10 protein-coding genes and 1 pseudogene are annotated in these 26,159 nt (G+C 38.4%); 8 read left to right on the forward strand and 3 right to left on the reverse strand.

Annotated elements, in window-relative coordinates:
• The first annotated feature begins 7 nt into the window (after positions 1 to 7).
• From aguB to EII37_RS03975, 3 genes are all read left to right on the forward strand, one after another.
• Positions 8 to 883, forward strand: a complete 876-nt coding sequence (aguB, locus tag EII37_RS03965) for an N-carbamoylputrescine amidase (RefSeq protein ID WP_124787647.1) — start codon at positions 8 to 10, stop codon at positions 881 to 883.
• 190 nt (positions 884 to 1,073) lie between these two features.
• Positions 1,074 to 1,775, forward strand: a complete 702-nt coding sequence (locus tag EII37_RS03970) for a response regulator transcription factor (protein ID WP_124787648.1) — start codon at positions 1,074 to 1,076, stop codon at positions 1,773 to 1,775.
• A complete protein-coding gene (locus EII37_RS03975) occupies positions 1,772 to 2,650 on the forward strand; it encodes a sensor histidine kinase KdpD (protein ID WP_124787649.1) in 879 nt (292 codons plus the stop codon). The genes EII37_RS03970 and EII37_RS03975 overlap by 4 nt, the downstream gene beginning before the upstream one ends.
• 39 nt (positions 2,651 to 2,689) lie before the next feature.
• Here the strand turns inward: EII37_RS03975 and EII37_RS03980 are convergent, their stop codons facing one another.
• From EII37_RS03980 to EII37_RS03990, 3 genes are all read right to left on the reverse strand, one after another.
• Positions 2,690 to 3,442, reverse strand: a complete 753-nt coding sequence (locus EII37_RS03980; RefSeq protein ID WP_124787650.1) for an ABC transporter permease — start codon at positions 3,440 to 3,442, stop codon at positions 2,690 to 2,692.
• A gap of 10 nt (positions 3,443 to 3,452) precedes the next feature.
• A complete protein-coding gene (locus EII37_RS03985) occupies positions 3,453 to 4,361 on the reverse strand; it encodes an ATP-binding cassette domain-containing protein (protein ID WP_124787651.1) in 909 nt (302 codons plus the stop codon).
• Between the two features lie 141 nt (positions 4,362 to 4,502).
• Positions 4,503 to 5,312 carry an HAD family hydrolase gene (locus EII37_RS03990; protein WP_124787652.1) on the reverse strand — a complete coding sequence of 270 codons (810 nt, stop codon included), beginning with the start codon at positions 5,310 to 5,312 and terminating at the stop codon, positions 4,503 to 4,505.
• 117 nt (positions 5,313 to 5,429) lie between these two features.
• Between EII37_RS03990 and rexB the strand changes: the two genes are divergently transcribed.
• From rexB to EII37_RS04015, 5 genes and pseudogenes are all read left to right on the forward strand, one after another.
• Positions 5,430 to 8,705: an ATP-dependent nuclease subunit B gene (gene rexB / locus EII37_RS03995; RefSeq protein WP_124787653.1), complete on the forward strand. Its 3,276-nt coding sequence runs from the start codon at positions 5,430 to 5,432 to the stop codon at positions 8,703 to 8,705.
• Positions 8,702 to 12,352: a helicase-exonuclease AddAB subunit AddA gene (addA, locus tag EII37_RS04000; protein WP_124787654.1), complete on the forward strand. Its 3,651-nt coding sequence runs from the start codon at positions 8,702 to 8,704 to the stop codon at positions 12,350 to 12,352. Before rexB ends, addA begins: the two co-directional genes overlap by 4 nt.
• Positions 12,353 to 12,522: 170 nt before the next feature.
• Positions 12,523 to 13,701 carry a hypothetical protein gene (locus tag EII37_RS04005; protein WP_124787655.1) on the forward strand — a complete coding sequence of 393 codons (1,179 nt, stop codon included), beginning with the start codon at positions 12,523 to 12,525 and terminating at the stop codon, positions 13,699 to 13,701.
• Positions 13,702 to 13,943: 242 nt separating this feature from the next.
• Positions 13,944 to 20,410: pseudogene (locus EII37_RS04010) on the forward strand (ZmpA/ZmpB/ZmpC family metallo-endopeptidase).
• A gap of 43 nt (positions 20,411 to 20,453) precedes the next feature.
• Positions 20,454 to 26,084, forward strand: coding sequence for a ZmpA/ZmpB/ZmpC family metallo-endopeptidase (locus EII37_RS04015; RefSeq protein ID WP_124787656.1), 5,631 nt, complete (start codon positions 20,454 to 20,456; stop codon positions 26,082 to 26,084).
• Positions 26,085 to 26,159 lie beyond the last annotated feature (75 nt).

Raw genomic sequence — 26,159 nt, forward strand, 5'->3', positions numbered from 1 at the left:
GAAAAAGATGAGAAATGTAAAAGTTGCAGCCATTCAGATGCAATGCGCTAAGGATGTGGCAACAAATATTCAAACAGCAGAGCGTTTAGTACGTCAGGCTGCAGAACAAGGTGCACAAATTATTCTTTTACCCGAATTATTTGAACGTCCATACTTTTGTCAGGAACGTCAGTATGACTACTACCAGCATGCCCAATCTGTAGCAGAAAATACTGCCATTCAGCATTTTAAAACCATTGCCAAGGAGCTACAAGTTGTTTTACCAATCAGTTTCTATGAAAAAGATGGCAATGTCTTGTATAACTCTATTGCTGTCATTGATGCAGATGGGGAAGTGCTGGGCGTTTACCGAAAGACCCATATACCAGATGACCATTATTATCAAGAAAAGTTTTATTTCACGCCTGGTAACACTGGTTTCAAGGTCTGGGATACGCGCTATGCTAAGATTGGGATCGGTATCTGTTGGGATCAATGGTTCCCTGAAACAGCCCGCTGTCTTGCTCTGAACGGGGCAGAATTACTCTTTTATCCAACTGCTATTGGCTCTGAGCCTATCCTAGATACGGACAGTTGTGGTCACTGGCAACGTACTATGCAAGGGCACGCAGCAGCAAATATTGTCCCAGTTATTGCAGCCAATCGCTATGGCTTTGAAGAAGTCACTCCTAGTGAGGAAAATGGTGGACAGAGTTCCAGTCTTGACTTCTACGGTTCTTCCTTTATGACGGATGAAACAGGAGCTATTCTAGAACGAGCTGAAAGACAAGAAGAAGCTGTTCTGTTAGCTACTTATGACCTAGACAAGGGAGCAAGCGAACGCCTAAACTGGGGCTTGTTTCGAGATAGAAGACCCGAAATGTATCAACGCATTACGGACTAGTAGGGGAGAAATGAGAGATTCATTCTGCTAGACTCGTTTTCACTAGCAACTATAAGGATACTATGTCATCTAGTAAGTGGATTTTATATTTTAACCCTCCAAGGCTTTCTCGCGCTTTTATGCGAGGAGCTTTTCTGTTTAAGCTTTATCAATAAAACATGCTATAATAGTTGCAGAAAGGTTGGTGTTTATGGCTAGGATATTGGTTATTGAAGACAATAGTGACATTCAAGAGATTTTGCGAACACTTCTTACTGAGGAGCATGAGGTGATTCAAGCCTTTTCTGGTACAGAAGGAATCATGCGTTTTGACCAAGGGGGGATTGACCTCGTTTTACTAGATATCATGCTTCCTGGGAAAAATGGGGATCAGGTTTTAAAAACTATCAGGGAGCAAAGTCAAACTCCAGTCATTATGCTAACGGCTTTGAGCGATAAAAAACTTATCAGCCAATACCTCTTAGACGGTGCCAATGATTACATAGTCAAGCCTTTTGATTTGGACGAAGTCTTTGCCAGAGTTACTGTTCAATTACGCCAAAGCGCAGAAAAACAGCCTATGGAACTAGAAAAAACTGAAAATCTGTCACAAAACTTGAAAAATATCCTGTTTGATGCAGAAAGTTTCGAAATCAAAAATAGTCAGGAAACGATTCGCCTTGCTAAGAAAGAATGCTTGATTCTCCAAACTCTCCTTAAACACCCTAAGAAAATTTTCACCAAGGAAGAGCTTTATGAATTGGTCTGGGAGGATAGCTATCTACCTGGAGATAATACCCTCAATACGCATTTGAGTAATCTTCGTAAAAAATTAAACCAACTTGACCCAAATCAAGAATATATTGAAACCATCTGGGGAGTTGGGGTAAGATTAAAAGGAGACAAGCAATGACCTACATGATAATCTTTGTTCTACTGATACTCCTAATTATTTTATTGATTACATTGATTCGTTACCATCTAGCTCTTAAGAGCCTGAGTCAACAGATTGAAGACAAGATTCTCACGGGTAGTATGAAAAGAGTAGGAGTCAGCATTTTTTCCAAACATTTTTTACATCTCTACCAGCAGATTGAGAATCTATTTCTGGAAGTGGAACAATCTCGGTTAGTTATGAAAAGGGAAAAACAGACTCTGGATATGGCTATCAGCAATATTGCCCATGATATTCGGACGCCTTTGACTATCGCTTCAGGTTACACCCAACAATTGATAAAATCTCCTGAAGACAAATCAGAAACCCTACAAAAAATAGCCCAGCATCTTGATTTAGTTTCCAAACGTTTGGAGGCTCTCCTAGAATATCGTCGTTTGATGGAAGGAGCTGTCAAACCGAAACTGGAAGAAGTGGATTTTTCCGCTTTTATTACCAAAAAGACTTTGGCTTATTATGATGTTTTTCAGGCGGCAAATATCACACTTGATTTTAAGGTTGAAGCTAGTTTAAAAACGAGGACTGATGAAGACTTACTGGATCGAATTTTACAAAATTTGCTCGGGAATGTCCTTAAACATGGCAAGGAAGAAGCACGTCTATCTTTGAGAAAGGAAAAGGAACAGCTTGTCTTAGAGATTGCAAACCTTGTCAAACAGCCCATCAAAAAAATAGAAAATCTCAGCAACCGTTTTTATTCTGAAAATCTATCTGATACGGAAGAATCCTCTGGTTTGGGCCTTTATATCACTGAGGAATTATGCCATCTTCTTGGTGCAGAGATGAAACTAAGCACAGATGGCCAGTGGTTATCGGTTTTCATTTATTTTTAACGAAATAAACCTCCTCTGTAGGCTAGAGGAGGTCATTTTTTATAGACTTTTCTTTTTGAAAACTGCCAGTCCACTTAGATTAAAGATTAGAATAACAGCTAAGCTAACTATAAGTGTATAGAAAATGGATTCACTATTAGCAGTCATAGCATAGAAAAACTGCAATGATAAATATGGCAAAATTTTGATACTTGGGAAGATGAGCATTGGCGTAGAAAGCAAGATAGAGCTGACCAAATAACCAATAAATACTGCAAGATAAGAATGACTCACATAGAGAATAAAGGAAACAATAGAAAGCCAAGCAAGGAGGCAAAGGAATTGAAGGAAAATCATTAAGAGGAGATTGGCAATAAAACCATCAGGCATCGTACCAAGTCCGTTCAGTAGAGTTGAGGGCACAAAAGCAATCACAAGGCTGGCGATGAGTTGCAAGAGAGCGATGCTTGCTAGTACAAAGGATTTAGCGAAGAAAAACTCTGTACGAGAAACACCCACTGTTAAATTATTTTTATAGAGTTTGCCGATTAAATCAACTCCAAGAACGAGGCAGGCTAGGATGATGCAGAGAAAAACGAGATTTGAACCTTGACTAGATGCGTTAATCAGGGCTTGTACACCGTCCCAACCATGGGTTGGAATGTCTGGCTCTTCTGTCTGGATTGCCATCAGATGGCCCGTGGCTCCTATACTTGCTCCCATTAGCATGAGAGTAAAGAGAATAAATTCTGTAATCCAGAATCCTTTGGAACGGAAAAGACGGTAAAAGTCTGCTTGAATGGTATGTATCATGATTTTCCTCCTATTGGACCAATTGAGTGAAGTATTCTTCTAGGTTTTGACGGGCATAGTAAATCTCGTCAATCGCAACATCTGCCAAGGTTAATTCCTTAAGAATCTGCTTGACATCTTGTTCCTGACCAAAGATATGAATTTCATTTTCTGGATTAACAACCTTGAACTGGAGCTGGATTTGTTCTTTCAATACTTGACAAGCTTTCTCTTGGTCAGCTGTCTTAAGTACAATATAATCCTCACTTAGTGTTTCAAATTCAGCTTTGCTGATTTCACGGATAATCTTGCCTTGATCTAAAATACCAAAACGATTAGCTACGAGGTAGAGTTCTGACAAGATATGGCTAGAGATGAGAATGGTTATCCCTTTTTCTTGATTTAGTCGTTGAATCATTAGTCGAAATTCTTTGATACCTATTGGGTCGAGACCGTTGATAGGTTCATCTAAAATTAGGAAGTCTGGTTTGGATAAAAGGGCAATGGCGATACCAAGTCTTTGCTTCATTCCTAGAGAGAAATCACGAAAGACTTTTTTACCTGTATCTGGCAAACCTACATAGTCCAGCGTTTCTCGAATGACTTGATCAGCATTTGGAATATGACGAATCATACAGTAATATTTCAGATTTTGATAGGCTGTTAAGTGATTATGAGCTACAGGTGATTCGATCACTGAACCTACTCTAGATAGAGCCTTGGTCCACTCATTTTCCGTTTGGCTAGAGAAGAGGGAAACAGTCCCTTTATCTGCAAACAGTAGTTGCGTAATGATTTTTATCAAGGTAGTTTTCCCAGCTCCATTCTTCCCAATAAGTCCATAAATATCTCCCTCTCTTATCGTTAGACGAAGATCCTGAAGAATAGCTTGTTTGTCAAAGTTTTTGGACAATCCATGAATGTCGAGTACTGTTTTCATGATTCTCTCCTTTTGATTTATTTTGTTAACTTTAGTATAAAGCATAGAAATCAAAGAAAGCTCAAGCATTTCTAAAGAGTTTCTAAAGTTTTAGGAATTCTTAAATATCAAAACCCAGTTGATATGAACTGGGCTTCTTAATTATAAAATATATTTCTCAATGGCACGCGCAACGCCGTCTTCTTCGTTGCTTGCTGTAACGGCATCCGCAAGGGATTTGACATAATCGCTGGCATTTCCCATTGCAATCCCAAGTCCTGCAAACTGGAGCATTTCGATATCGTTATTAGCATCGCCCATGGCCATGATTTCTGAGGAATCAATCTTCAAAATATTTGCTAGTCGAGAAAGAGCAGTAGCCTTGGTCGTACCAAGTGGCATAGCTTCATAAATGACAGGCTGCGAACGAACTCCACTAAATAGTTGGCAGAGTTCCTCAGCAAAACACTGCTCAAAATCGTCTGTTTGTTCTTTTGTTCCTAAAAACATACCTTGGAACATACGATACTTACCACTAGTCGCTTCCTCAAGAGAAATTTCAGTCAGGTCCGAAAAGACCAGCTTGGCATCATTTTGAACAATTTCATTAGGCTTGCCACCGAGGACAAAATAATGCTCCTCATCAAAAAGAGTCAACTGAACATCACTTTTTTCAGCTAGGTCATAGAGGTACTCGATATCTGCTGGACTGAGTTCTTGCCAATCAACCAGACTCCAATCACTTGTCTGGTGGGTTGAGCAACCGTTATTGACAATGACATACTCATTCTGGAGGTCCAGCCCCAGTTTTTTATAGTAGGGGAGGACGCCGAAAAGCGGGCGCCCCGTACAGAGAACTAGTTTGACACCTTTTTCAATAGCTTGGTGAATAGCAGTAATATGAGCTTGTGGGATTTCCTTGGCTTCATTGAGGAGGGTTCCGTCCATATCCAAGGCTAGTAGTTTAATCATAAGACTTCCTTCTTTTTCTTTTGGTATTATTATAGCACACTTTAGAGGAAAGGAGGAGGAATCTTCGGGCTAATCATGGTATAATAAAAGGTAATGAAAAATTCCAACGAGGCAGAGATGAAATTACTTTATACTGATATTCGGACTTCTTTGACAGAAATTCTAACAAGAGAAGCGGAGGAGTTAGTTGCTGCTAGCAAGCGGGTCTTCTACATTGCCCCAAACTCTCTTTCTTTTGAAAAGGAACGCGCCGTGCTGGAATGCTTGTCCCAGCAGGCTTCTTTTGCGATTACCGTCACGCGCTTTGCGCAAATGGCTCGTTACCTGATTTTGAATGATTTGCCTGCCAAGACCAGTCTTGATGATATTGGTCTTGGGATGGCCTTTTACAAATGCCTTGCCGAACTTGATTCCAAAGACTTACGAGTATACGGCGCCATCAAGCAGGATCCTCAGTTTATCCAGCAGTTGATTGAGCTTTACCACGAGATGACCAAAGCTCAGATGAGTTTTTTGGACTTGGAGAGTTTGACTGATGAGGATAAGAGAGCTGATTTGCTCTTGATTTTTGAGAAAGTAACTGCTTATCTCAATCAAGGCCAGTTGGCTCAAGGAAGTCAGTTATCCCACTTGATTGAGGCTATTGAGAATGACAAAGTTAGCAGTGATTTTACTCAAATCGCCTTGGTCATTGATGGATTTACCCGTTTTTCTGCTGAGGAAGAGCGAATTGTGGACCTACTTCATGGTAAGGGTGTTGAGATTGTCATTGGAGCCTATGCTAGTAAGAAAGCCTATACTAGCGCTTTTAGCGAAGGCAATCTCTACCAAGCCAGTGTGGAGTTTCTCCATCATCTAGCCTCTAAATACCAAACTCCTGCTCTGGATTGTTCTCAAACTCATGAAAAGATAGATAGTTTTGACAAGGTCTCTCGTTTGCTGGAGTCTTCTTATGACTTTTCAGAATTAACATTGGATGTCGATGAGAAGGACCGTGAAAACTTACAAATCTGGTCTTGTTTGACGCAAAAGGAGGAGTTGGAGCTAGTAGCCCGTAGCATTCGTCAGAAATTGCACGAGAACTCAAATCTGAGTTACAAGCATTTTCGTATTCTCTTGGGCGATGTAGCTTCTTACCAGTTATCGCTGAAAACCATTTTTGACCAGTATCAGATTCCTTTCTATCTTGGTAGAAGCGAATCCATGGCCCACCATCCCTTGACACAGTTTGTCGAGTCTATTTTAGCTTTGAAACGCTATCGTTTCCGTCAGGAGGATTTGATAAACCTTCTTAGAACAGGTTTGTATACCGACCTTAGTCAAGCTGATATTGATGCTTATGAGCAATATCTCCGATATCTTGGTATCAATGGCTTGCCAGCCTTTCAGCAAACCTTTACCAAATCCCACCATGGAAAATTTAATCTGGAACGTTTAAATGCTCTTCGTCTGCGTATTTTAACACCTCTTGAAACCCTCTTTGCCAGTCGAAAACAAAAGGCTGAAAATCTCCTACAAAAATGGAATAGCTTTCTAAAAGAAGGAGCTGTCACCAAGCAACTGCAAGATTTGACAGCTACTATGGAAGCTCTTGAACATGAAAGACAGGCCGAAGTTTGGAAGGCTTTCTGTCATGTTTTAGAACAATTTGCGACCGTTTTTGCTGGTTCGCAAGTTAATCTAGAAGACTTCCTTGCCTTGCTTTATTCTGGGATGAGTCTATCTCAGTATCGCACCATTCCAGCAACAGTAGACACTGTTCTGGTGCAGAGTTACGATTTGATTGCACCACTGACTGCTGACTTTGTCTACGCCATTGGATTGACTCAGGATCATTTACCAAAAATTGCGCAAAATACCAGTCTTTTGACAGATGAAGAAAGGCAAAACCTAAACCAAGCGACAGAGGAAGGGGCACAATTGCTGATTGCCAGCAGTGAAAATCTCAAGAAAAATCGCTATACCATGCTTTCCTTGATCAATTCTGCGCGTAAGCAGTTGGTTTTGTCGGCTCCAAGCCTTTTTAACGAAAGTGAAAGCAAGGAATCAGCTTATCTTCAAGAGTTGGTCCATTTTGGATTTAGTCGAAAAGAGAAAAGGATGAATCACAAAGGGCTGTCTAAGGAAGATATGGGATCCTATCACAGTCTTTTGTCTAGTCTGGTTGCCTATCACCAGCAGGGCGAGATGAGTGATACTGAGCAAGATTTGACATTTATTAAGGTTCTGGCACGTGTCATGGGTAAAAAACTAGACCAGCAAGGTCTGGAAAATCCATCCCTCCCAACCAGTCCAAGCAGCAAGCAGTTGGCTAAAGACACCTTACAAGCTCTCTATCCAGCTGACAAGGAATTTTACCTGTCTACGTCTGGTTTGACGGAGTTTTACCGAAACCAATACAGTTATTTCCTCCGCTACGTTTTAGGCTTGCAAGAGGAATTACGTCTACGTCCTGATGCCCGCAGTCACGGAAATTTCTTGCACCGTATCTTTGAACGCGCCTTGCAGTTGCCTGACGAAGATTCCTTTGACAAACGTTTAGAACAAGCTATCCAAGAAACCAGTCAAGAACGGGAATTTGAGGCTATTTATCAGGAAAGTTTGGAAGCCCAGTTTACCAAGGAAGTTTTGCTTGATGTTGCACGGACAACTGGACATATTCTCCGACACAATCCAGCCATCGAAACCATCAAAGAGGAAGCGAACTTCGGCGGTAAAGAGCAAGCCTTTATTCAATTGGATAATGGGCGCAGTGTCTTTGTACGAGGTAAGGTTGACCGCATTGACCGTTTGAAAGCTGATGGGGCGATAGGAGTGGTAGACTACAAATCCAGTCTAACTCAGTTCCAGTTTCCTCATTTCTTTAATGGCCTCAATTCCCAGTTGCCAACTTATCTAGCTGCCTTAAAAAGAGAAGGGGAGGAGAACTTTTTCGGCGCTATGTACTTGGAAATGGCTGAGCCTATCCAATCTCTGATGGCCGTTAAAAGTCTAGCAGGTGCAGTAGTAGAAGCTAGCAAGTCAATGAAATACCAAGGCCTCTTTTTAGAAAAAGAAAGCAGTTATTTAGGCGAATTTTATAACAAAAACAAGGTTAATCAGCTGACAGATGAGGAATTCCAGCTCCTACTGGACTACAATGCCCAACTTTACAAGAAAGCAGCTGAGAAGATTTTAGCAGGCCAGTTCGCCATTAACCCTTATACTGAAAATGGCAGAAGCATTGCCCCATATGTCCAGCAACATCAGGCTATTACAGGATTTGAAGCCAATTACCACCTGGGTCAAGCCCGTTTTCTAGAAAAGTTGGACTTGGCTGACGGCAAGCGTCTGGTCGGAGAAAAACTCAAACAAGCTTGGTTTGAAAAAATAAGAGAGGAGTTGAATCGATGAAGCCCATTCCCTTTTTAACTGAGGAGGAAATTAAAAAATTGCAAGAAGCAGAAGCTCATTCGAGCAAGGAACAAAAGAAAACTGCCGAACAAATAGAAGCTATCTACACTTCTGGTCAGAATATCCTCGTTTCAGCTTCGGCTGGTTCTGGGAAGACCTTTGTCATGGCCGAGCGCATTCTGGATCAGTTAGCGCGTGGTGTCGAAATTTCTCAACTCTTTATCTCAACCTTTACCGTTAAGGCTGCCACAGAGCTTAAAGAACGTTTGGAGAAAAAAATAAGCCAACAAATCCAAGAAAGTAGCGATGTTGACCTCAAACAACACTTGGGTCGCCAGTTGGCAGACCTACCCAACGCTGCCATCGGAACCATGGATTCCTTCACACAAAAATTCCTTGGCAAACACGGTTATCTACTTGATATTGCGCCTAATTTCCGTATTTTACAAAACCAAAGCGAGCAACTTCTTCTAAAAAACGAAGTCTTTCATGAGGTCTTTGAAGCCCATTACCAAGGTAAACAGAAAGAGACCTTTAGTCATTTGCTGAAAAACTTTGCTGGACGTGGAAAAGATGAACGTGGTCTGCGCCAGCAAGTCTATAAAATTTATGACTTCCTCCAATCCACCAGCAACCCTCAAAAGTGGCTGAGTGAATCTTTCCTCAAAGGTTTTGAAGAGGCTGATTTTACCAGTGAAAAAGAAAAACTGACTGAGCAAATCCAGCAAGCCCTTTGGGATTTGGAAAGCTTTTTCCGTTATCATCTGGATAACGATGCCAAGGAGTTTGCAAAGGCTGCTTATTTAGAAAATGTTCAGTTGATTCTGGATGAAATTGGCTCCTTGAATCAAGAGTCCGATAATCAGTCTTATCAAGCAGTGCTTGCGCGTGTTGTAGCAATTTCGAAAGAGAAAAACGGCCGGGCCCTGACTAATGCTAGTCGTAAGTCTGATTTGAAGCCACTGGCCGATGCCTACAACGAAGAGAGAAAGGCCCAGTTTGCTAAACTAGGACAACTAGCAGACCAGATAACGATTCTCTACTATCAAGAACGTTATCATAAAGACACATGGGAACTAGCTAAAACCTTCCAAGCATTCATGAGTGATTTTGTAGAATCTTATCGTCAGCGTAAACGTCAGGAAAATGCCTTTGAATTCGCTGATATTAGCCATTATACCATTGAGATTTTAGAGAAATTCCCGCAAGTCCGTGAGACTTATCAGGATCGCTTCCACGAAGTCATGGTCGATGAGTATCAGGATACCAATCATATTCAAGAACGAATGCTGGAATTACTTTCAAATAGCCACAATCGCTTTATGGTGGGAGATATCAAGCAGTCCATCTATCGTTTCCGTCAGGCAGACCCTCAGATTTTTAATGAAAAATTCCAACGCTATGCGCAAAATCCCCAAGAAGGCAAGCTGATTCTCCTCAAGGAAAATTTCCGTAGTAGTTCAGAAGTGCTGTCAGCAACCAATGATGTCTTTGAACGTCTCATGGACCAAGAGGTCGGCGAAATCAACTATGACAGCATGCACCAACTTGTTTTTGCCAATACCAAGCTGACTCCTAATCCAGAAAACAAGGCAGAATTTCTCCTCTATGACAAGGACGATACAAGTGAGGAAGAAGAGGGTCAGGCAGAAACGAAACTAACAGGCGAAATGCGCTTAGTTATCAAGGAAATTCTTAAACTCCATCAGGAGAAAGGTGTTTCCTTTAAAGAAATTGCCCTTTTGACCTCCAGCCGCAGTCGTAATGACCAGATTCTCCTCGCTCTGTCTGAATACGGAATTCCTGTCAAAACTGACGGAGAGCAAAACAATTATCTCCAATCCCTAGAAGTGCAAGTCATGCTAGACACCCTTCGTGTCATTCATAATCCCCTGCAAGACTATGCCTTGGTTGCCTTTATGAAGTCTCCAATGTTTGGTTTTGACGAGGATGAGTTAGCACGTTTGTCCCTTCAGAAAGCAGAGGATAAAGTCCACGAAAATCTCTATGAGAAACTAGTAAATGCTCAAAAACTGGCAAGCAGCCAAAAAGGATTGATTCACAGGGCCCTAGCTGAGAAACTAAACCAATTCATGGATATCTTGGCTTCTTGGCGCTTGTATTCCAAAATCCACTCCCTCTATGACCTGATTTGGAAGATTTATAACGACCGTTTTTATTATGATTATGTGGGGGCTTTGCCAAATGGTCTTGCTAGACAGGCTAATCTCTATGCCCTAGCACTGCGTGCTGATCAATTTGAAAAGAGCAATTTCAAAGGCTTGTCGCGTTTTATTCGTATGATTGATCAAGTCTTAGAAGCCCAGCACGATCTTGCAAGCGTTGCCGTCGCACCGCCAAAAGATGCAGTAGAGCTCATGACCATCCACAAGAGTAAAGGGTTAGAGTTTCCTTACGTTTTTATCCTCAATATGGATCAAGACTTTAACAAGCAAGACAGCATGTCAGAGGTCATTCTCAGTCGTAAAAACGGTCTAGGTGTCAAATATATTGCCAAAATGGAGACAGGAGCAGTGGAAGATCACTATCCAAAAACCATCAAACTCTCCATTCCTAGTCTGACCTATAGACAGAACGAAGAAGAATTACAGCTGGCAAGCTATTCTGAGCAAATGCGTCTACTGTATGTTGCTATGACTCGAGCTAAGAAAAAGCTCTACCTTGTCGGCAAGGGTTCTCGCGAAAAGTTGGAAGCCAAGGAATACCCAGCAGCTAAAAATGGAAAACTAAATAGCAACACTAGACTTCAAGCCAAGAATTTCCAAGATTGGATTTGGGCTATCAGTAAAGTATTTACCAAGGATCATCTTAACTTTAGCTATCGTTTTGTTGGTGAAGATCAGCTGACTAGAGAAGCTATCGGAGAGTTGGAAAACAAGAGCCCTCTACAAGATAGCTCCCAAGCAGACAATCGTCAGTCTGAAACCATTAAAGAAGCTCTGGAAATGCTGAAAGAGGTGGAAGTTTACAATACTCTTTACCGTGCAGCCATTGAACTTCCTAGTGTTCAAACCCCAAGTCAAATCAAGAAATTCTACGAACCCGTTATGGATATGGAAGGTGTCGAGATTGCAGGTCAAGGTCAGTCAGTAGACAAGAAAATCAGCTTTGATTTGCCAGATTTTTCAACCAAAGAAAAGGTAACAGGAGCTGAGATTGGTAGTGCTACCCACGAACTCATGCAGAGAATTGACCTCAGCCAGCGACCAACGCTTGCTAGCCTGACAGAAACTCTCAAACAAGTTCAAACCAGCCCAGCTGTCAGAGACAAGATCAATCTTGCTAAAATTCTTGCATTCTTTGACACAGCACTCGGTCAGGAAATTATCTCTAATACCGACCATCTTTATCGCGAGCAACCTTTCTCCATGCTCAAACGAGACCAAAAGAGTCAGGAAGACTTTGTTGTCCGTGGTATCCTTGATGGCTATCTGCTTTACGAGGACAGAATTGTTCTGTTCGACTATAAGACAGACCGCTATGATGAACCAAGTCAACTCATAGACCGTTATCGTGGTCAGTTAGCCCTATACGGAGAGGCTTTATCTCGAGCCTATTCGATTGAAAATATTGACAAATACTTGATTTTACTCGGTAAAGACGAGGTTCAAGTTGTAAAAGTATAATTTATACTCTTCGAAAATTAAATTCAAACCACGTCAGCTTCAGCTTACTGTAGATATGCTCATTGACTTCGTCAGTCTTATCTGCAACCTCAAAACAGTGTTTTGAGCAACCTGCGGCTAGCTTCCTAGTTTGCTCTTTGATTTTCATTGAGTATTAGAAAGGAGACCTCATGACACTTCCAGTTAGAAAATCCCTGCACGATGCGGTTTTACAGGCTTCAAAAGCTGATACTTGGGAACAAGCTACCAAGGAATGGAATGAAGTTTCCTTGATTTTTAACGGTATCGGCCGTAGCAATTGTGTCTGTGGGAATGCCATCAAGTACGCCTACGAACTCTTTAATGGTGTCACAGGCCAACGTCTCTTTCCGATTGGTAGCGACTGTGTTCGTCATTTTCACCGATTGTCCCTTGACCAGCAATTGGAAGAGGAAGAAAAACTACTCAGAAAGGTTGAAAATCTGACCAGAAAAGCCCAGAAAAAGGAAAAAATCAAGGTCAATAAAAGTGACTTTGACGAGCGACTTCTAAAGTGGCTCTGGGAAAAAGGTGTTTTTAAACCCAATCGTGGCAATCAGTTCTCACCTGAGAAAGACTACCAGCTCTTCCTAGAAGTCTTTCAAGGAGGAAGTTGGACCAAGGCAGAACCCAAGAAGAAGGCTCGTATGGAGGAAGTCCTTGAAAAGTGTATCAAACCCTTTTTACTTGGGAAACCAGATGACCAACTCTACCTTGTCAAGCTAGGCAAGGAGAAAATTGACTACGAACAAGAACTCCGTATCCAGGCAGAGAAAGAGCGCAAGAAGAGGGATAAAATCGCCAAGCAGTATGCAGACAATCTAGTTCTAGCCATGGGCCCAGCAGAGCGTGCTTATCAAGATTACTTTGGCTTTACAGAAACCCTAACCCAAGAAGAACGCAAGTGGGAGAAAATTCTTTTTGGTAAAAATCGAACAGAACGGGCTATCAAGGCCAGACAATACCAAAAAGAGTTGGAAAAAGACCAACGAATTGCTAGTCAGGATCCAATTGAAAGAAAGCAGAAGCAGACCTGGCTCCTCAATTCCTATTTTCGTGAGCTTCCTGAAGAAAAATCCCGATTTGCTCGACTCTTATTAGAATATCGAAAAAGTGGAGAAGTCCCCTTTTCAACTGAATACCTATCCGACCATCTGCTCGACTTTTTCTATAAAATGAAAGCCTTTGAGTTTGAAATCGCACCAGAACAAGTCCGAGATTTTCTAAAAGAAAGTCTCCAGACAGATCATCTCTCCTCAGCACAAGAAAGCTGGATAGAAGGAATTCTCCTCAACTGCCTCAAACCATTTTTAGAACGATTGCTAATATAAGTAACACCTACCGTGGAAATTTCATGGTAGGTTACATTTTATCCAAAAAGAGAAAATAGGAAATGGCAACCCCTGCTCTTTCGTATTTTATATATAAAACAAAGTATGAAAGCGCAACTTAATTTTAAGACTTTTTTGTAAATTAAGAGTATAATTGAAGTGTATTACCTTTTTGTAAGATAACAAGCTAATATAATAAAGTTTACCTTACATATTTTTAAATTTTATTTCAAGGAGGAATAATGGAAAAGTATTTTGGTGAAAAACAGCAGCGTTTTTCATTTAGAAAATTATCAGTAGGACTTGTATCTGCAACGATTTCAAGTTTATTTTTTATGTCTGTATTAGGTAGTTCATCTGTAGAGGCTCAAGAGACTAAAGGTGTTCACTATAAATATGTGACAGAGTCAGAGCTATCATCAGATGAAAAGAAGCAGCTTGTCTATGATATTCCGACATACATGGATAATGATGATGAGACTTATTATCTTGTTTATAAATTGAATTCCCAAAATCAACTGGGAGACTTACCTAATACTGGAAGCAAGAATGATATGCAAACCTTGGTTGCTGGTGCTAGCTTAGCTGCTATGGGAATTTTAATTTTTGCCGTTTCTAAGAAAAAAGTTAAGAATAAAACAGTATTACATTTAGTATTGGTTGCAGGAATAGGAAATGGTGTCTTAGTTTCAGCTCATGCTTTAGAAAATAATCTCTTACTGAATTACAATACTGACTATGAATTAATCTCAGGAGAAAAATTACCTCTTCCTAAAGATATTTCAGGTTACACTTATATTGGATATATCAAAGAGGGAAAAATAACTTCTGAATCTAAAGTAAATAATCAAGAGAAATCAATATCTAGTCCAACAAATCAACAAAAGGTAGATTATAATGTTACACCAAATTTTGTAGAGAATCCATCAAAAGTACAAGCTATGCAGGAACAAACATCTGTTTCTTCAACTAAGCCGACAGAAGTTCAAGCAGTTGAAAAACCTCTCTCTGCAGAATTAACCAATCCAAGAAAAGAAGAGAAACAATCTTCAAATTCTCAATCACAATTAGCAGAACATAAGGATGTACAAGCTGGAGCTTTGATAACAGACAAAGGCACCCCAGAAGTTCAACCTGAATTGCCAAAAGCAGTTGTAATAGATAAAGGCGAACCAGCAGTTCAACCTGCGTTACCTGAAGCAGTTATAACCAACAAAGGTGAACCTGCAATTCAACCAGAGCTTTCTGAAAGTCAGCAGTTCAACCAGCTTTACCAGAAGCTGTAGTAACCAACAAAGGCACCCCAGAAGTTCAACCTGAATTGCCAGAAGCTGTAGTAACCAACAAAGGCACCCCAGAAGTTCAACCTGAATTGCCAAAAGCAGTTGTAACAGATAAAGACAAACCAGCAGTCCAGCCTGCCTTACCAGAAGCTGTAGTAAGTGATAAAGGTGAACCAGAGCAAGTAGCTCCACTTCCAGAATATACGGGTATACAAGCTGGAGCTTTAGTAGAACCAGAAAAAGTAACTCCACAACCAGAGTACAAGGGGACTCAGTCTAGTGCCATCGTCGAACCAGAGACCCATGCTTCCTTATCAGAATATACAGGTGAGCAATCAGGAGCTGTTGTAGCCCCTGAGACAGCTGAAAAACCAGAATATACCGGCACCCAGTCTGGAGTAATAGTAGAACCAGAGCAAGTAGCTCCACTTCCAGAATACACAGGAGTACAAGCTGGAGCAATAGTAGAACCAGAAAAAGTAACTCCACAACCAGAGTACAAGGGGACTCAGTCTAGTGCCATCGTCGAACCAGAGACCCATGCTTCCTTACCAGAATATACAGGTGAGCAATCGGGAGCTGTTGTAGCCCCTGAGACAGCTGAAAAACCAGAATATACCAGCACCCAGTCTGGAACAATAGTCGAGCCAGAGCAGGTTGCACCGCTACCTGAATACACAGGGATACAAGCTGGAGCAATAGTAGAACCAGAAAAAGTCGAATCGCCAAGAGAGTACACAGGAGTACAAGCCGGAGCAATAGTAGAGCCGGAGAAAGTAGAGCCAACTAGAGAGTATTCTGGAAGTATTGAACAACCAAGTACAGAAGAGACTAAACCAAATAATGAAAATACTAATACACCAGAAGAAATGAGTATTCAGAAAAAATCTAGTGCATTAATTAATATGAATTTTGTTACTAATTCAAATACTCAGCCAGCAGTAGGTTCAGCCACATTTATTGCACCAAATGTACTTTTAACAGTAGCTCATAATTTTATTAGCAGTTCTTCTGATAATACTACAGGTAAGTTCATAGGGGATGAAACCAAAAATACATATGAATGGGTAACTCCCGATGGGCGAAAAGGAAGATTTACTGCTAATGATATCCATTTTTATAATAAACAAGATTATCCAAAAGGATTTATCTATGATTTAGCAGTGATTAAGCTACCTACAACAACTGACAGAGAACATGTAGAATTAGTTAAAAATTATACTAAAGTAAATCTTAATGACAAACTAAATGTTCATGGATATCCAGGTGGGAAATATACGCACTTAAAAGATGCTAGGGTAGAAATGGAACAAGAATATGCGAATAACACCTACGGTGTTCAATATCAAGGTGGAAATCCTGGTATGAGTGGTGGAGGAATATTTAATGCTAATGGTGAAGTCATTGGTGTCCACCAAAATGGAGCACAAAATCGCTCAGGCGGATTGATTTTATCTCCTACACAATTAGCGTGGATTAAGAGTATTATAGCAGGTAATGAAATTCCACCAGTATACGATAAACTTTATCGTCATAAAGATGAGAAAAAAGACGATATTAAAGAAGAAGTTATTAAGAAATTGGAACTTAGAAATATAACTTCTGTTGAACTATATTCTAAAGAAGGTGATAAGTATCGTCATGTTACTTCATTAGATTCTGTGCCAAATGCTCCACAAAATTACTTCATGAAAGTTAAATCAGAGAATTTTAAAGATGTGATGCTACCAGTTACAAGCATTACTAATGCTAATAAAGATAATAGAGCTGTTTATAAAATAGTAGCAAGTGTAAATAATCTGATACAACATGAAAATAATAATGTACTAGAAAATTATACATACTATTTACCAAAAACTCAGCAAAGTGAAACTGGTGTCTATACATCATTTAAAAATTTAGTAGATGCAATGAATAACACTCCTAATGGCACATTCCGTTTAGGTGCAACTATGGATGCTCGTGAACTTGAACTTCCAGATGGTCAAGAAAGTTATGTGAAAAATGAATTCCGTGGAACATTAGTAGGTACAAATAATGAGAAATATTATGCTATTTATAATTTGAAAAAACCATTATTTGGAGGATTAAATGGTGCTACAGTAGAAAATCTTTCACTAAAAGATGCCAATATTTCAGCAAAAGAAGATGCTGCAACACTTGCAAAAGAAGCGAGAAATGGAACTGTAATTAGTAATGTTCATGCTGATGGAGCAATAGCTGGGGAACATGGAATAGGGGGATTAGTATCACAAGTTAATAATTCTACTATTTCTAACAGTAGCTATACAGGTAGAATAACTAATACATATAACACAGTTGCTAGTTATCAAATCGGAGGTTTAGTAGGTAAACTTTCTGGTTCGAGAGGATTAATAGATAAGTCGTTCGCATCAATTGATTTAGCATCAAACGCAACTAAAGGGGATCAATCTATTGGTGGAATAGTTGGTGCAGTAGAAGATAGTGCGCTAATTAGTAATAGTTATGCTGAAGGAAATCTTAATAATGTGCAACGTTTTGCAAACGTTGGTGGAGTAGTTGGTAATCTTTGGGACCCAGTAGGCGGATTAGAAAAATCTGGTCAACTATCTAATGTGCTAAGCGATGTTAATGTTACGAACGGTAATGCAATAACTGGAAAAGATTTCACTGACATGAAAGCAAATCATGTATATAGCAACAAAAATAATAAGGTTGTAAACGTAGTACAAGAAGATGATGAAATCTTAACTAAGGATTCTGATGTTCAAAGAGGAGAAGTATTAGAAGATGCACAGATTAAAGAGAAAAAAGCTGCTTTTGTATCTAAAAATACTATTAAAACAGAAGACTTTAATTTCTCTTCTAGATATGTAACTGACTATAAAAATCTTGAGAATGCCGTTTCATCTAAAGAAAAAGTATATAAAAATATAGAAAAACTATTACCGTTCTACAATAGAGAAACAATAGTTAAGTACGGAAATTTAATAGAGTCAAGTAGTAATCTTTATAATAAAGAATTATTGTCAGTGGTTCCATTGAAAGATAATGAAGTAATTAGTGATATTAACAAATACAAATCAAGTATAAATAAACTATTACTATACTACGCGGACAATACATCAGAGAAACTTAATGTAAATTATCAAAGTGATTTTTCAAATGTAGCAGAGTATAGAATAGACGGTACAAATTTAATTTATACACCAAATACATTACTTCGCAATTATAATAATATTTTAGATGAAGTATTACCAGCATTAAATAGTGTACAATATAAATCAGAGGCAATAAGAAAAGCATTAGATGTTTCTAATGATGTTAGTTTAACAGAACTATATTTAGAAGAACAATTCGATACCACAAAAAATAATTTGAAAGATAGTTTGACAAAACTTCTTACTGCAGATGCTGCAATAGCGGAAAATAACAATAAGGTAATAGATAATTATGTAATCGAAAAAATTAAAAATAATAAGGAAGCTTTACTTCTAGGATTAACATATTTAGAACGTTGGTACAATTTCAAATATGGTGATACAAAAGCGAAAGATTTAGTTATGTACCACTTGGATTTCTTCGGTAAATCAAATAGTTCAGCGTTAGATAATGTTATCGAACTAGGTAAATCTGGATATAATAATTTACTAGCGAAAAATAATGTTATAACTTATAACGTTTTATTAGCGAAAAATTATAAAACTAATAATTTATTTGATGCTTTGGAAAAATATAGAAAAGCATTCGTGCCAGATAAAACCAATAACGAGTGGTTTAAAGAACAAACTAAAGCCTATATAGTAGAAGAAAAATCTACAATTAAAGAGGTAAATGATAAGCAATCAATAGCTGGTAGTCCATATTCAATTGGAGTATATGATAGATTAACTAGCCAATCTTGGAAATACCCAAGTATGGTCTTGCCGCTATTAACATTACCTGAAAAATCGGTGTTTATGATTGCGAACATTTCGACTATAGGATTTGGAGCTTATGATAGATATAGAAGTAAAGAACATCCAGCAGGAACTAATTTAAATGATTATGTTGAAACAAAAGCTAAAGAAGCGGCTGCTAGATTTAGAGATCACTATGATTATTGGTATAAAATATTAGATGATAAAAATAAATCAAAATTGTATAGAAGTGTTCTAGTCTATGATGCATTTAGATTTGGTACAGATGAAAAAGTAGATAAAGATACATACCAAGCTAATTTTGAAACTAATCATCCAGCGATAAAACATTTCTTCGGACCAGCGGGAAATAATGTTGTTCATAATTCTAATGGAGCCTATGCTACAGGGGATGCATTCTATTATATGGCATATCGTATGCTTGATAAAGATGGTGCGGTAACTTATACACATGAAATGACACATAACTCAGATAGAGAAATTTATCTTGGAGGATATGGAAGACGAAATGGACTTGGACCAGAGTTTTATGCTAAAGGATTGTTACAAGCTCCTGATCATCCAAATGATCCTACTATTACGATTAACTCTATATTGAAGTATGAAGATTCAGAAGATCCAACTAGACTTCAGGTAAAAGATCCTACAAAACGATTTAATAATGCAGAAGACTTGCAAAAATATATGCATAATCTGTTTGATGTAATTTATATGCTAGAATATCTAGAAGGTAATGCAGTTGTTAACTTGGATATTTCTAAGAAAAATGAGTTATTGAGAAGAATAGAAAATAAATTTGAACGGGATCCAGACGGAAGTAAAGTATATGCAACTAATGTTATTCGTTACTTAAATGATAGTGAACTTAGCAAATTAACGACATTTAATAGTCTAATTGAAAATGATGTTATTACAAGAAGAGGATATGAAAATGACAATGATAATACCTTTAAACGAAATGGCTATTATACAATTAAACTATTTTCACCAATATATTCTGCTCTAAGTAATGATAAAGGAACTCCTGGTGATTTAATGGGACGTCGTATGGCGTTCGAGTTGTTAGCTGCAAAAGGTTTTAAAGATGGAATGGTACCATATATTTCTAATCAATACGCAGAAGAAGCAAAAGCAAATGGTGACGTTATTACATCATATGGTAAAAAAATCGGTAATGTAACTGATGATTTAGTGCTTAAGAAAGTGTTTAATAATGAATATAAATCATGGATTGATTTCAAAAAAGCAATGTATAATGAGCGAATAGCTAAATTTAATAAATTAATGAGCATTAGCTTCATTAACCCAAATGGAGATTGGTTCAGAAAAGATAGAGTGACAATAACAAATATAAATGTGCTTCAAAGAATGATGACTACTGCTGTCAATGAAGATGCTGAGGATTATCTTGTGAATATATATCCAGAAAGAAGTAGAGTTCATAAACTTAAACAGGCAATATATAAAGCTTATCTCGATCAAACGAATGATTTTAGAAGTTCAATTTTTGAGAATAAAAAATAGTGTTTGCTATTAGGAAATTAAAAGTAAAGGTAGAGGATTACAATTGTCATTATTAAAAAAAGATAAATTTTCCATTAGGAAAATAAAAGGTATTGTTGGCTCAGTATTCTTGGGAAGTCTTTTATTCGCTCCGTCAATTGTTGGTGCATCGACTTATCACTACTTGGATTATAGTAATTTGACACAAACTGAACGTGATCAGCTCAAACAAGGTAGACCTGACGACTCAAAAGAATCATATGCTTTGGTTTATGAGAAAGACGCACTACCAAATACTGGTCAATCACAATCTATTATGACTGTATTTGGTTTATTGACCATCGGTAGTCTTGTTGTAGTTATTACAAAAGATAAGAGAAATAAAAAAATAGCTACATTTTTGATTGTAGGGGCGACAGGCTTAGTTACACTATCAACTACTTCAGCACTTAATTTGAATGCTAACATCCATGAGTCTGGACGTGATGGTGTATTGCAAATTTCTGGTTATAGATATGTTGGTTACTTGGAACTTGATGAGAGAACTGTTTCGTCGGTTTCTCCAGCATCAACTGTTTCGCCAGTTGAGCAACCCAAAGTTGTAGCAGAGAAAGGAGAACCTGAGGTTCAACCAGAATTACCAGCATATGTAGTCACTGAAAAGGGCAAACCTGAGGTTCAACCAGCTTTACCAGAAGCTGTTGTGACAGACAAAGGTGAGCCTGCAGTTCAAGCAGAATTACCAGAAGCTGTTGTAACTGAAAAAGGGGAACCTGCAGTTCAAACAGCATTACCAGAAGCCGTAGTCACTGAAAAAGGGGAATCTGAGGTTCAAGCAGAATTACCAGCATATGTAGTCACTGAAAAGGGCAAACCTGAGGTTCAACCAGCTTTACCAGAAGCTGTTGTAACTAAAAAAGGAGAACCTGAGGTTCAACCAGCTTTATCAGAAGCTGTTGTAACTGAAAAAGGAGAACCTGAGGTTCAACAAGATTTACCTGAAGCTGTTGTAACTGAAAAAGGGGAACCTGAGGTTCAACAAGATTTACCTGAAGCTGTTGTAACTGAAAAAGGGGAACCTGCAGTTCAACAAGATTTACCTGAAGCAATAGTCACTGAAAAAGGCGAACCTGCAGTTCAAACAGCATTACCAGAAGCCGTAGTCACTGAAAAAGGGGAATCTGAGGTTCAAGCAGAATTACCAGCAGCTGTTGTAACTGAAAAGGGCAAACCTGAGGTTCAAGCAGAATTACCAGCAGCTGTTGTAACTAAAAAAGGAGAACCTGAGGTTCAACCAGAATTGCCAGCATATGTAGTCACTGAAAAGGGCAAACCTGAGGTTCAACAAGATTTACCTGAAGCTGTTGTAACTGAAAAAGGGGAACCTGAGGTTCAACAAGATTTACCTGAAGCAATAGTCACTGAAAAAGGCGAACCTGCAGTTCAACAAGATTTACCTGAAGCTGTAGTCACTGAAAAGGGAGAACCTGAGGTTCAGCAAGAATTACCTGAAGCTGTAGTCACTGAAAAGGGAGAACCTGAGGTTCAACAAGTGTTACCTGAATATACTACAAAAGTTGCACCAACTTTGACTTTGGATAAGGTAACAGAAGATGCGATGGCTCGTTCAGCTAAATTGGATTACACTCTTGAAAATACAGGTAATGCTGAAATCAAGAGCATTATAGCTGAGATTAAAGATGGGGACACTGTTGTTAAGCGAGTTGATTTGTCTAAAGAAAAATTGACAGATGCTATTCAAGGTTTGGATTTATTTAAAGATTATAAAATTGCAACAACAATGACTTACAACCGTGGTGAAGGTGATGAAACGTCTAAATTGGATGAAAAACCTTTACGTTTAGAGTTGAAAAAAGTTGAAATTAAAAATATCGCATCTACTAATTTAGTGAAGGTAAATGACGATGGTACTGAAACACCTAGTGATTTCATGACTGAAAAACCTTCAGATGAAGATGTGAAGAAAATGTACTTAAGAATCACTAGTCGTGATAATAAAGTAACACGTTTAGCAGTTGATAAGATTGAGTTGGTGACTGAAAAAGAAAAAGAACTTTATAAAATTACAGCAACTGCCCAAGATTTGATTCAACATGTTGACCCATCTAAAACTAGAAATGAATACATTCATTACATTGAAAAACCTCGTCCTAAGGTTGATAATGTTTACTATAATTTTAAAGATTTAGTAGATGCTATGAATGCTGATAAAAATGGTACATTTAAAATCGGTGCCGATTTGAATGCAACGAATGTACCAACACCTAAGAAATGGTATGTTGATGGTGATTTTAAAGGTACATTAAAAAGTGTGGAGGGGAAACATTATACCATCCATAACACGGAGCGTCCGTTATTCAAGAATATTATCGGTGGTACAGTAACCAAAGTAAATCTGGGGAATGTAAATATCAATATGCCTTGGGCGGACCGTATTGCACCGATTGCCGACACTATTAAAGGTGGCGCTAAAATCGAAGATGTCAAAGTGACTGGTAACGTATTAGGTAGAAACTGGGTATCTGGATTTATTGATAAGATTGATAACCAAGGTACACTCAGAAATGTGGCCTTTATCGGTAACGTAACTGCTGTCGGTGATGGTGGACAATACTTGACCGGTATCGTTGGTGAAAACTGGAAAGGTTTAGTAGAAAAAGCATATGTGGATGCTAATCTTGTCGGTGATAAGGCAAAAGCTGCGGGAATTGCTTATAGTTCACAAAACGGTGGGGATAACGGTGCTGTAAGTCGTGATGGTGCGATTAAGAAATCAGTAGCAAAAGGAACCATTAATGTAGCTAAACCAATTGAAAATGGTGGTGTTGTAGGAAGCATGAAGCATCACGGTTCCGTTGAAGATTCAGTTTCCATGATGAAAGTATCTAATGGTGAAATTTTCTATGGTTCTAGTGATATTGATTATGATGATGGCTATTGGACAGGAAATAATGTGAAACGAAATTACGTTGTAGTAGGTGTCAGTGATGGGAATTCTAGCTACCAGCGTTCAAAAGATAAAAATCGTATTAAACCTATTTCTGAAGAAGAGGCAAAATCTAAAATTGAAGCTACAGGCATATCCGCAGATAAATACGAAATCAACGAACCTATAGTCAACCGCTTAAATCGTTTAACAAGAAAAGAAGATGAGTATAAGACAACTCAAGACTACAAATCCGAACGTGATTTAGCATATCGTAACATTGAAAAGCTTCAACCGTTCTACAACAAAGAGTGGATTGTTAACCAAGGTAATAAACTAACTGAAGGTTCAAACTTGTTGACAAAAGAAGTGTTATCAGTTACAGGAATGAAAGACGGACAATTTGTAACGGATTTATCAGATATTGATCATGTGATGATTCACTATGCAGATAAGACTAAAGAAATCAAAGCTGTTCATCAAAAAGAGTCTAAAGTAGCGCAAGTTCGTGAGTATAGTATCGATGGATTGGGTGACATTGTTTATACACCAAACATGGTTGATAAAAATCGTAATCAATTGATTCAAGACATTAAAGGTAGGTTAGCGACTGTTGAATTAATTTCTCCTGAAGTACGTGCCTTGATGGGTAATCGGGATAGAGCTGAAGAAAATACAGAGGAACGTAAAAACGGTTATATCCGAGACCTTTATCTCGAAGAAAGTTTTGCTGAAACGAAAGCTAATCTTGATAAATTGGTCAAATCTTTGATTGAAAATGCTGACCATCAATTAAATAGTGACGAAGCGGCTATGAAAGCACTTGTTAAGAAGGTGGATGAAAATAAAGCTAAAATCGTGATGGCTCTTACTTACCTTAATCGTTACTATGATATCAAGTATGGGGATATGACTATCAAGAACTTGATGATGTTTAAACCTGACTTTTATGGTAAGTCAGTTGACCTTCTTGATTTCTTGATTCGAATTGGATCAAGCGAGCGAAATATCAAGGGCGACAGAACTTTGGATGCTTATCGTGATATGATTGGTGGAACTATTGGTAAAGCTGAATTACATGGCTTCTTAGATTACAACATGCGTCTCTTTACTAACGATACTGATTTAAATGATTGGTTTATCCATGCGGCTAAGAATGTATATGTATCAGAACCTCAAACAACGAATCCTGATTTTGCTAACAAACGTCATCGTGCATTTGATGGTTTGAACAATGGTGTTCATAATCGTATGATCCTACCTCTATTAACTCTTAAGAATGCACATATGTTCTTGATTTCAACTTACAATACAATGGCTTATAGCTCTTTTGAGAAATATGGTAAGTATACAGAAGAAGCTAGAAATGAATTTAAGAAAGAGATTGATAATGTTGCGAAAGGTCAACAAACTTACCTTGATTTCTGGTCACGTTTAGCATTGCCAAGTGTACGTGACCAATTACTCAAGAGTCAAAATAGGGTTCCGACACCTGTTTGGGATAACCAAAACTATCATAACGTTGAAGGTGTAAATCGTATGGGTTATGATAAGAACAATAAACCAATTGCACCTATTCGTGAATTATATGGACCAACTTGGAAATTCCATAATACCAACTGGAATATGGGAGCTATGGCATCTATTTTCCCAGATCCTAATAATAATGACCAAGTTTATTTCATGGGAACAAATATGATTAGTCCGTTTGGTATTTCAGCCTTTACTCACGAAACAACACACGTTAATGATAGAATGCTTTACTTCGGTGGTCATAGACACCGTCAAGGTACAGACGTCGAAGCCTATGCGCAAGGTATGTTACAGACACCTGATAAATCGACAGGAAACGGTGAATATGGCGCTTTAGGTTTGAATATGGCTTATCATCGTGAAAATGATGGTAATCAATGGTACAATTATAACCCTGATAAGCTTCAAACTCGTGAAGATATTGATCGCTACATGAAGAACTACAATGAAGCGTTAATGATGTTGGATTATGTTGAAGCAGATGCTGTAATTCCAAAATTAAATGGTGATAATAGCAAGTGGTTCAAGAAAATTGACAGAGTCGATAGACATGTTGATGGCTTAAATAATTTAACTGCTCCACACCAATGGGATAAAGTTCGTGACCTAAATGACGGAGAGAAAACTAAATCATTGGCAAGTATTGATGATTTGGTTGATAATAATTTAATGACCAAACATAACAATCCGGGTAATGGTGTGTTCCGACCAGAGGACTTCACGCCTAATTCAGCATATGTTAATGTTCAAATGATGGCTGGTATTTATGGTGGTAATACAAGCAAAGGTGCTCCAGGTTCATTATCATTCAAGCATAATGCCTTCCGTATGTGGGGTTACTTTGGCTATGAAAATGGATTTATCGGATATGTATCTAGCAAATACCAAGGTGAAGCTGATAAACAAAACCAGGGTAGATTGGGTGATGATTTCATTATTAAAAAGGTTTCAGACAACCAATTCTCAAACCTAGAAGACTGGAAGAAACATTGGTATCACGATATTAAAGCTAAAGCAGAGCAAGGATTTACTGCTATTGAAATTAACGGTAAACAAATTACCAACTATACACAATTGAAGGATATCTTTGTCAAAGCGGTTGAGGAAGATTTAAAGAAATCGGGTGATTTCTCACATACTGTTACACTCAAAGAAAAAGTGTTTAAAGCCTTGTTGAAAGCAACTGATGGTTTCTTTAATCCTTTGTTTAAATGAATATAACAAATTGCTATTTAATATGATGATGGACAAAAACTAGATTCAAAATAAAACCACACAGTGATTTCAGTT

The organism is Streptococcus sp. OH4692_COT-348 (genome assembly GCF_003859975.1).
Lineage (GTDB): Bacteria > Bacillota > Bacilli > Lactobacillales > Streptococcaceae > Streptococcus.

Coding starts and splice junctions, on each gene's coding strand:
- EII37_RS04005 (WP_124787655.1), top strand. CDS start 12,523: ATGACACTTCCAGTTAGAAAATCCCTGCACGATGCGGTTTTACAGGCT.
- rexB (WP_124787653.1), top strand. CDS start 5,430: ATGAAATTACTTTATACTGATATTCGGACTTCTTTGACAGAAATTCTA.
- EII37_RS03990 (WP_124787652.1), bottom strand. CDS start 5,312: ATGATTAAACTACTAGCCTTGGATATGGACGGAACCCTCCTCAATGAA.
- EII37_RS03980 (WP_124787650.1), bottom strand. CDS start 3,442: ATGATACATACCATTCAAGCAGACTTTTACCGTCTTTTCCGTTCCAAA.
- aguB (WP_124787647.1), top strand. CDS start 8: ATGAGAAATGTAAAAGTTGCAGCCATTCAGATGCAATGCGCTAAGGAT.
- EII37_RS03975 (WP_124787649.1), top strand. CDS start 1,772: ATGACCTACATGATAATCTTTGTTCTACTGATACTCCTAATTATTTTA.
- EII37_RS03970 (WP_124787648.1), top strand. CDS start 1,074: ATGGCTAGGATATTGGTTATTGAAGACAATAGTGACATTCAAGAGATT.
- addA (WP_124787654.1), top strand. CDS start 8,702: ATGAAGCCCATTCCCTTTTTAACTGAGGAGGAAATTAAAAAATTGCAA.
- EII37_RS03985 (WP_124787651.1), bottom strand. CDS start 4,361: ATGAAAACAGTACTCGACATTCATGGATTGTCCAAAAACTTTGACAAA.